General features: G+C 28.2%; 5 protein-coding genes. 1 reads left to right on the top strand and 4 read right to left on the bottom strand.

Annotation, left to right across the window (positions count from 1 at the left end):
• From SOR60_RS08920 to SOR60_RS08935, 4 genes are all read right to left on the bottom strand, one after another.
• The coding region (locus SOR60_RS08920; protein ID WP_320595748.1) for an ABC transporter permease at positions 1–2,182 on the bottom strand (2,182 nt) is incomplete at its 3' end.
• Positions 2,169–2,858 carry an ABC transporter ATP-binding protein gene (locus SOR60_RS08925; protein WP_320595749.1) on the bottom strand — a complete coding sequence of 230 codons (690 nt, stop codon included), beginning with the start codon at positions 2,856–2,858 and terminating at the stop codon, positions 2,169–2,171. The genes SOR60_RS08925 and SOR60_RS08920, both read right to left, overlap by 14 nt.
• A 107-nt stretch (positions 2,859–2,965) precedes the next feature.
• Positions 2,966–3,952: a sensor histidine kinase gene (locus tag SOR60_RS08930; RefSeq protein ID WP_320595750.1), complete on the bottom strand. Its 987-nt coding sequence runs from the start codon at positions 3,950–3,952 to the stop codon at positions 2,966–2,968.
• Positions 3,936–4,604: a response regulator transcription factor gene (locus SOR60_RS08935; protein WP_154538949.1), complete on the bottom strand. Its 669-nt coding sequence runs from the start codon at positions 4,602–4,604 to the stop codon at positions 3,936–3,938. Before SOR60_RS08935 ends, SOR60_RS08930 begins: the two co-directional genes overlap by 17 nt.
• A 414-nt stretch (positions 4,605–5,018) precedes the next feature.
• Between SOR60_RS08935 and SOR60_RS08940 the strand changes: the two genes are divergently transcribed.
• Positions 5,019–5,395: response regulator transcription factor (locus SOR60_RS08940; protein WP_320595751.1), on the top strand; the 377-nt coding region annotated here is incomplete at its 3' end.

The raw sequence follows: 5,395 nt of genomic DNA on the forward strand, positions 1-5,395 counted from the left end.
TTCTCGCTCTAAGATTTCCCTTGAAACTATTGTAAGCGTTAGAAAGAGCGATGGTTATAAGAATAATTTGGATGGCTAAATTCATTAAACCTGTATTTCTTCTCTCTTCTTTATCCATGGCTGCCCTTATAATATCTGTAGTAGTGCCGTGGTCTGACTTTGAAGAATAAGTGGAAATTACATTTTCAGCTTCTTCAAAAACTTTGTCTTTATTTTTTTCTACTTTCATTCTTACAAAGTAATAATAAACTGGATTTGACTTATCTATTCCATATTTGTCTATAAATTCTTTTAAATTACTTTTACTTGTAAAGATAGCTATTTCATTATTACTATATGCTTCTAAATCATAAGGCATTTCATCTATTACGCCATCTATCTTCACTAACATTGGATTTGCATTCTTATTATATTTTAAAGAAATTTCACTTGCTTTCTTATCAGAGATTTTTATATATTCTCTAAAAGTATAAGGTGTATTATTGTCTTTTGCTATCTTATTGAGCAATAAATAAGAGGCCTTTGAAATATTGTTTTCTTTTAAAAGCTTGTCAAAATCCTCATCTGTCAAGGCATATATGCTTGTATATAGTTTGTCTTTTACTTTTTTACCACTGTCTAAAGATTTTTTTAAATCCTTGGAAATAAAATCTTTATTTTCATCGACATAAAACTTCGTATCATTTCTTTGATATATATGAAATTGGTCTACGCCTTCAACTTTTTCCATATCCTTAAAAAAATTTTCATTCAAAAAAGTATCTGCATAAATACTGGATCTAAAATTGTAAGGGCTTTTGTAATTATCGTATTTTTCATTTAAAACTCTATATGATTGACTTACTAAAATTGCAGTTAAGACAAAAGCTGAAAGTGTCATGGAAAATACTATAATTCTATAAGTTGACCTATAGGATCTATAATAATCTTTTGCGAGAGTCTTCTCTATTGGACCCTTTATTTTTGACTTGCCCAATTTAATATTTTTTTCTGTAATTCCACTTAGGCCTTCAATAATTTTTAATTTAGAACTTCTCTTTGCTGGAATTTTTGCAGAAAAATAAACCATTAAAAGCGATAATAAAATTATGATTATAATAGAGCCTATCCTTGGAAATAAAAAATTAAACTCTGGAGATTTTAAGATTTCTCCTAAAATTTTAGATATATTTTTATATGATATGGAGTTGTTAAGCCACATTAAGTACATAAGTAGGTTAGCAAAAGCCCAAGACAGAATTGTTCCAAGTGCTATTGGAAGAGTCGAAAGTTTCAATGCTTTGAGCCTGACCATTTTTTTAACTTGTCTTTTCGTCATACCTACACTTTTTAATAGAGCAATTTCGCACAAATCTCTATTGTTCCAAACATTAAAGGCACCATAGATGATAAAGGCAAAAATCATACAAAAAAGAAAGGCTATTCCATATTTTTCAATGGCTGAATTTATTACATTTTTAGGAGGAATAACCCCTCCGGGATAAACCATCTTATATTCCAAAATGTCTTTGTTATAAAATACTCTTCCAATATCCAAAGCATCTTTTTCATCAATATTCATCTTAGATAAGATTTCTCTGGTCTTAGTATAAGTGTCCCTTATATTTTTAAACCAAATTTGTGCTTCAATTCCACTGTAATCCTTGTACAAGTCTTCTTTTTTATCGCTAGAAGCAAGACCTAGGATCAAAGATTCTTCAAAGGAATAACCAAAGTCATCGTAAATGCCAACTATCGTATAGGTCTTTCCCTTGATTTTTATTTTTGAATCTAGATTGTACTCTCTATTTTTTATTAAAAACTTCTCTGGGACTAAAAGTTCATTTGTATTTTCTGGTCTTCTTCCTTTCTTTATCTCATAAGCCAGAAGAGCATTTTTATCTCCCGTCTCATAAATACTTGCCTTTAAATCTGTTTTTATAACTTTGTTGAAAGAAATTTTTTCTATATCCTTGTCGCTTTTTAATTCATCATAGAATTTTTCATCAATTTCAGTTATCGCAACATGATAGTCACCAAAGGTATTCTTTATATAATTGTACTGATCAGATCTTAATGTATCGAAAATAAAAATAATGCTACCCAAAATCATCACCGCCAATAGAATTGAAATTTTAATGGCTAAGGTGTCTTTTTTATTATTTTTTACTGCTGCATCGGCAAGGTCATTAATAATTTTCATAAGACTCATCTCCTAATAAAGTCAGTTCACCATCAATCATTTTATAAACTTTATTGCAGGAATTTGCCACTTTTTCATCATGGGTTATTATCATAATAGTTGAATTTAATCTTTTGTTTACAAGTCTAAATAGTCCCGTAATTTCCTCCGAATTTCTTCTATCTAAATTACCTGTGGGCTCATCCGCTAAAATTATGGCTGGCCTTGTAATAAGGCTTCTAGCAATGGCAACCCTCTGTTGCTCGCCACCAGATAATTGTTTCGGATATCTGTCGAGTTTATCCTCAATTCCTAAAAGTGATAAAATCTCTTTGAAATATTCTTCATCTACTTTCTTATTATCTAGTAAAAGAGGAAGTAATATATTCTTTCTAATATTAATATTGGGAATTAAGTTAAAAAATTGATAAACGACGCCAATATTTCTCCTGCGAAATACGGTCATTTCGTCTTTATTGAGTTTGGTAATATTTTTATCCTGAATAAAGATATCTCCACTAGTAGGATTATCTACTCCTGCAAGAAGATGAAGTAAAGTAGATTTTCCCGAACCACTATCTCCAATAATTGCTACTAGATCCCCTTTTTCCATTGTAAAATTCACATTTGAAAGAGCCTTTACTTCTACTCCATTATTATATGTCCTTGATAAATCTACAGTTTTAACTATATTCATATTGTCCCTCCTTAATCTTATTTAGATAATAATAGACTTAAGTGACAGGAAAGTGACTAGAAAAAAAGACTAAGTTTTTATTTTTAAAACAAAGTCTTTAAATCAAATCAATTATAAAATCTTAATTCAAATGTATTTGATTTTTTCCCTCTATGATATAACAATTCCCCATTTTGTTTTTCCATAACGGACTTCGCCATAGGAAGACCAATACCATAGCCTTTTGATTTGGGATTTGCTTTATAAAAACGCTTGAGAACTTTCTCAAGCATTTGTTTATTCATACCTTCAGAAAAATCTTCCACAATTATACTTTTATACAAATTCGTTTCTTTAAGATATATTTCAATATGCTTATTTTTCGTTGCTTCTATTCCATTTTTTACAACATTAAAGACTGCTTCATAAGTCCAATCTTTATCACATATAAGGATGAAGTCATCTCCATGAAGAGAGATATTGACATCACTCGTTGAAAAATAGTCGGAAATATTTATAATTATTTCTTCCACAAATTCCTTAACCGAAACTTTATCTTTTGACATTTCAATTGTACCTGAATCAAGAGAAGCAAGTTCTAACAAAATATCCGCCAAATTGTAAAGCCTTAGTAAATTATCTCTAAGCCTAGTGATGTATTCTTTTGAATTTTTATCTTCACTGCCTTCCAATAGGTCAATTAGTAGTAAAGATCCAGTTAAGGGTGTTTTTATCTGATGTGCGATATCTTCTGTGTATTCTCTCAAAGTTTCTTTGTTCTTTTCTGAATTATCAGCAATTCGCTTGTTTTCTAATATTATTTTTATTATTTCATCTCTTAATTTTCCAAATTCATCATCTCTTATTTCCTCATTGCTAGAATCTATATTTAACGAATGCAAGAGAAGAAAAATATTATTTATTTTGTCATCCAATTCCCTTTCTTTTTTCTTCTCCCTTTTTACAAGCAATAGAAATAAAAAAAGATTTATTAACAAATATCCTAAAAGTGTTAGAATATCAAATCTAGGACTAAAATAAACAACTATAAGGCATAGCAATAAATTTAGTGTTACTATTAAAATAATATTTTTGTATTTATTCCAAAGAGTCATTGTCCCACCTATATCCAATCCCTCTAACCGTTTTAATATGCTTTCCATATCTACCAAGCTTAGATCTTAATCTTTTTATCGTCACTGTCAAGGTATTGTCATTTACTTCATATAAATCATAACCCCATACATAATCAAGCATTTTTTCTCTAAAAAGATTTATATTTTGATTTTCTAAAAGCATTTCAAGAATAGAAAATTCTTTTAAGTTAAGGTCTATGTTTACTCCATCAATACTAGCTGATTTCGATGTAAAATCTAAAGTTAAATCTTTAAATATTAAAGTATCCGTCTTTTTGACCTTTCTTCTAAATACATTGTCAATTCTTGCTTTGAGTATAGAAAGAGAAAAGGGCTTAGTAATATAGTCATCAGCTCCTTGAGAAAGTCCTTTAACAACATATTGATCTTCACTTTTAACCGTAAGCATAATAATAGGGATATCTGAAAATTCCCTTAAGTATTTTAAAAAATTAAAACCAGAGCCATCAGGAAGATTTGCATCAAGCAAGATTAAATCAAAATCACTAAAATTTATATTTTCTAAACTAGAAAGTTTATCATAGACAACAGTTTTTATACTATATTTTTTTAAATAAGTCTTTACGGCAAATGCAATTGTGCTATCATCTTCAATCATTAATATTTTCAATTTTAAACTCCAATATTTAGATAAATCATATTTGAAATACCTATAAATTCTACAAAGTTTTATATACTTGCACTATTATCTAGTTTTAGCTTTATTATTATAGGTAATATTATCTCTTTTTTCTATAATTATAATAGTAAAATCAAATATTTCGCATTAAAATAATATTTACTTATAAAACTTTTTAATAATATTATACTATATTTTACAATTAATCTTTATAAATTATTGAAACAGCTTTATTTCACCATTTTACAATTAGATTTTCTCTATTTAATATAAGCTATAATGGTATACTATAAGTAGAATTATGCGATTATAAAGGGACTGTTGTGAAACGATAGAAATTCAAGATTTTGCAACAGATTCATTTTATAAACAGAAAATCCATTCCTAAAATAAGAGGAGTAAACAATGAAAAGTATTTTAATTATAGAAGATAATAGAGAAATTGCTTTAGAAATGAAAAAATATTTAATGAATAATGGCTATGATGTGAATATTGCATCTTCATATTACGAAGCAATCTATAAGATGAATGTCGACATAGATGTAGCTCTTTTAGATATCAATCTTCCAGATAAAGATGGGTATAAGTTGATAGAAAAATTAAAGAAAAAGGATATTAGAGTAATAGTTACTACAGTAAAAAATGATGAAGACTTTATTATTCATTCCCTTGACCAAGGAGCAGATGATTATTTAGTCAAGCCCTTTTCTTTAGCTATACTTAGGGCAAGAATTGATGCTGTTCTTAGGACTATTGTCTTGGCTGAAGATAAAACTATTAC

Source organism: Anaerococcus porci (genome assembly GCF_034090325.1).
GTDB classification, from domain to species: Bacteria; Bacillota; Clostridia; order Tissierellales; family Peptoniphilaceae; genus Anaerococcus; species Anaerococcus porci.